The organism is Clostridium sp. (assembly GCF_051650885.1).
GTDB lineage: Bacteria > Bacillota > Clostridia > Clostridiales > Clostridiaceae > Clostridium.
On the sequence record NZ_JBOFRG010000005.1, the window covers coordinates 1 to 4460 of the forward strand.

A 4460-nucleotide genomic window follows, 5' to 3' on the forward strand; every position below is an offset into this window, starting at 1 on the left:
TAGTATAATCTTTAAGTAAAATGTTGGTTTTAAGCATACAAACATTTTATCAGAATCCCTAACTTTTTCGAAGTTAGGGATTTGTTTTTTTGTATAAAAAAGGAACTGTGCACTACTTTTTAGTGCGACAGCCCCTTTACATTTTTAATTCTAAATTAAGAGAGGTGGTTAAAGCTTCTTTTTCCTCATAGGATTTTTTTAGGTATAAGGAAATTAAGACAGTAATAAATTCAGCAAAAGGTATAGTAAGCCAAACACCACTTAAACCAAAAATTCTAGGTAAAATTAAAATTCCAATAACAATAAAAATTAAACCACGACTTAAGGCGATTATTATAGATTCTTTAGCATATCCAATAGCTGTAAAGTAAGCAGAGCCTAGAGCAGGAATACCACTTAATAAAAATGCAAAAGCATAAATTTTAGAACCATCAACAGCTAAGGAAATAGCCTCAAGATTGTCAGGGACAAATATTCTTACAAGAGGTTCACTAAAGAAGAATATGAGAATAAAAGTTAATACACCTACAAATAAGGATATCTTTATTGATAGATAAAAAATAGATTTTACACGTTCAAAGTTTTTAGCACCATAATTATAACTAATAATAGAAGAGATTCCATCTGTTATACCATAAATAATTAACATTCCAAATTGAGTAACATAAGAAATACTAGAAAAGGCAGCAACACCAGCTTCACCTGCAAAATTTATAAAAGCCATATTAAATAAAAATGCAGCTATGGCAGCAGAAATTGAGGCAAAGGCTTCTGAAGAACCATTATACAAAATAGGAATAATAGTTTTTTTATTGAAAGAGCCTTTAAAAATATTAATTAAATTAGATTTTTTTAAAAGAGGTCCTACAACTATTAAAAATACAGAGGAATAAGAAATTCCTGTAGCTAAAGCTGCACCCATTATTCCAAAATTTAAAACTTTAATAAGAAAAAAGTTTAAAGTAACATTAGTAATAAGGCTTAAAATCATTCCCTTAAAGTAAAGATCAGGTCTTTCGATTAATCTATCTGAAAATCCAAATAGAAAAGCGAGAGACATTGGAAGTATACAAAAAGAAAGTGTTTTAATATAAATACTTACATCATTTAAAAGAAGGGGACTAGCACCTAAAGCTTTACTTATAGGAGTACTGAAAAAAATTCCAATTATAGTAAGTAAAATAGAAGCTACTATTAATATAATAGTAGAAGTTTTAAAAATATCTCTAGTAAGTTTTTCATTACCCTCACCTAAACTTCTACCCATATAACTTAAAGCGCCAACACTAACAAGCATAGAAAGTCCAATAACAATTTGCATAAAAGGGGCTCCAATTGAAATACTTGCCATAGCATTAGATGAAATAAAGTTCCCAACAAAGATTCCATCAATTACAGATTGCATTCCAGCAATTAACATTGCAATTATAGCAGGCATAGAAAACTTAATAAAAAGCTTGCCAATTTTTTCAGTTCCTAAAATATTTTCACTCATAAAATTCCTCCATAGTTTTTAAATTATTCACAATTTAAAGTATAAGGGTTGGAGTTACTCCAAGGTCAAGAGTTATTTTTGAAAAAAATGTAGAATGGAAAATTAAAGAAAAGAAAAAGTAAACCTAAATTGACAAATTTCATAAATTTGATACAATTACATTTGTATGAAAAACGAATAATAAGGGGGATTAGATGGAAGAAAGAAGTATGAAAAAAGAAATAAGTCTATTTATGGCTACAATGCTTGTTTGTGGGAATATGATTGGTTCTGGTGTGTTTATGTTACCAGCAACACTTGCAAGTGTTTCAGGGCCTGTAGCAACAATGATAGCTTGGACAATAACAACAATAGGATCTATTTTAATAGCATTATCCTTTGCTAATTTAGGTTCAAAATATCCTGAAACAGGAGGAGCATACCAATATACAAAATCAGCATTTGGAGAATTTACAGGATTTTTAAGTGCATGGCTTTATTGGAATGGTTCTTGGATAGGAAATGCAGCAATAATTGTAACTCTTTCAAGCTATAGTGCAGCAGTTATTCCAGCTTTACGTAATCCTCTTATATCAATAATATATACAAGTGCAATTCTTTGGATTTTTACAATAATAAATATTATTGGAGTAGAAAAAGCAGGAAAGCTTCAAAGCTTTGCAACAGTATTTAAAATTGGATTTTTTGTAGTGTTTATAATAATAGCATTTTTAAACTTTGATCCAAGTAACTTAATGCCATTAATACCTGAAGGAAAAGGTCTTAACACAATTCCACTTGCAGCAACAGCCACTCTTTGGGCTTTTGTAGGAATGGAAAGTGCAACAGTTACAGCAGGAGAAATAAAAAATCCTAAGAGAAATGTAAAAAGAAGTACAATCTATGGAATACTTATAGCATCAGCTATTTATATTTTAATAAGCTTTGCATCAATGGGAGCTATGTCAAACGCTGACCTATCTAAAAGTTCAGCACCACTTACAGATATTTTAACTAAAATACTTGGAAGTTCAGTTGGAAAGCCTATAACAATTGCTGTAGTTGTATGTATTTTAGGGACAACTATTGGATGGCTTTTATCAACAGCTAGAGTGGCATATGCAGCAGGAAGAGATGGAGTATTTCCAAAATTCTTTGGAAAACTACACCCTAAGTATAAAACACCAGTAAACTCTTTAGTTGTAGGTTCAATTTTAGTAAATATACTATTAATAATGAACTATCAACAAAGTATGGTAGATGCCTTCACATTTATAACAATACTTGCAACATTATCATTCTTACCTGTATATCTTTTAACAGCATGTGCAGAAATAATGTTAATGTTTAGAGGGGCAACAGAATTTAACTTCAAAATATTTATAAAAAAAGCGATAATACCACTATTAGCATTTGTATATGCGATTTGGACAATCTATGGTTCAGGAGCAGAAATAGTAATGTGGGGATTCATCCTTTTACTTTTAGGAGTTCCATTCTACATTTATAATTATTATAGAAGTAAAATAAATTAATACTAAGGTAGGCACTGTGAAATTTCACAGTGCCTATTTTTTAGATATTAAAGTCTATTAAGTTCAATATATTAGCTAAGTTAAAATTATTTTTTTCAGAAAGTATTTCTTCCATAGAAGATATATTCTCTTCTAAATGTTCAATATTTTTAGAAAAAGTATAAAGTATCTTAACAAATTGGGCAGTTGTTAAAGAATCATTTTGTATCCAATATATGATAGATAATTCTCTAATCATAATAAGATTAACTACTGCAAGTTTAATTTTATTTAAAGAATTAAAGTCAAAAAAGCTTTTTAGAAAATATCTAAATATAAAATATACTAAGATGTTTTTAAACATATAGTTTCTTTCTTTAAAATAGTCTTCAAAAAGAGATCTTTTCTTTAAATAAAGAGATTTATTCTTTTTTATAAAGTCAAGAGAAGCTAAAATTTTTAGAGAATAGTCATTATTTAATGTTTTAAAATCTTTAAAAACTTCAAAATAAGAAAGTATTTCATCATAGGTGGTAGAATTTGAACCACTTAGAACTTCTTTTTTTAAGTTATTTAGACATTCCTTTGAAAAACCATATTTAGAGAAAGAAGAGGATTCGTTTATTATAAGTGGAGGTTCATCTATAGCATCTAAATCAATTTTATTTTGAAGAGCACTTGCAAATTCAAAGATTATTGTTATTTTTTCTTTAAATAAAAGAGTGTTATCATCTAAAATTTGAAAGATTAAATCTCTAGATTGTAAAAGACTACTTAAAAAATCTTTATCAAAATCTGATGGATTTCCAATAAATTTTTCATTATTATCTTCAATATTAAATTTTATAGGAGAATCTTCTTTTATAATTATCCTACAAGCTTCAGGGCAAGAAAGGGATAAGCCCATTTCTCTTAAGTCTAAAAAATCTTCTATGAAACGAGGGTATTTAGAACAAGTATAGCAAAGGCTATCTTTTCCTAAATTAATATAAAGATTGCATGTATTATCTTTATTTAAAAAAGAACATCTATCTTCTTTTAATAAAAATATATTTTCACCTTCAGAATTTTTAGTAAGATTACTTTTTAGAACATCTTTAAAATCAGTTTCTATATTTTTATATTTTTTGAAAGATTCATCATCAATGACGACCTCCCAGTTTGCACAACAAGTAGATTCACAATCTCCTGCAATACAACTAAAATCATTAAAATAATAAGGAATACGTATTTTCATTTTTTATCAGAGCCACTAAAATAGTGGCTTACCTCCTAAATAGAAATTTATATGGAATAAAGACCATATATGTCAAATTTATGGTGAAATTATAGTATAAGATGGACTAAATATCAATATATACTAAGTAAATTATAGAGAATATATGTGACATTGGTGCAAAAATATTTACATTTATAAGAGAGGATAGGATATAATATTACTAAAAGTAAAATAATGGGTGAAGACAAGTTGT

Annotated in this window: 3 protein-coding genes; 1 reads left to right on the top strand and 2 read right to left on the bottom strand. The window is 27.8% G+C overall.

The window, feature by feature from the left end:
• Positions 1-136 precede the first annotated feature (136 nt).
• Positions 137-1495, bottom strand: coding sequence for an MATE family efflux transporter (locus ACRC28_RS00045; RefSeq protein WP_438541415.1), 1359 nt, complete (start codon positions 1493-1495; stop codon positions 137-139).
• Positions 1496-1689: 194 nt separating this feature from the next.
• On the opposite strand from ACRC28_RS00045, the gene ACRC28_RS00050 reads away from it, so the two are divergent.
• Complete coding sequence (locus tag ACRC28_RS00050) at positions 1690-3009, top strand: APC family permease (protein WP_438541416.1); 1320 nt, start codon at positions 1690-1692, stop codon at positions 3007-3009.
• A 40-nt stretch (positions 3010-3049) separates the two neighbouring features.
• Here ACRC28_RS00050 and fliB read toward each other — a convergent pair whose 3' ends face one another.
• Positions 3050-4225, bottom strand: coding sequence for a flagellin lysine-N-methylase (gene fliB, locus ACRC28_RS00055; RefSeq protein ID WP_438541417.1), 1176 nt, complete (start codon positions 4223-4225; stop codon positions 3050-3052).
• Positions 4226-4460: the final 235 nt, after the last annotated feature.

Coding starts and splice junctions, on each gene's coding strand:
- ACRC28_RS00045 (WP_438541415.1), bottom strand. CDS start 1,495: ATGAGTGAAAATATTTTAGGAACTGAAAAAATTGGCAAGCTTTTTATT.
- ACRC28_RS00050 (WP_438541416.1), top strand. CDS start 1,690: ATGGAAGAAAGAAGTATGAAAAAAGAAATAAGTCTATTTATGGCTACA.
- fliB (WP_438541417.1), bottom strand. CDS start 4,225: ATGAAAATACGTATTCCTTATTATTTTAATGATTTTAGTTGTATTGCA.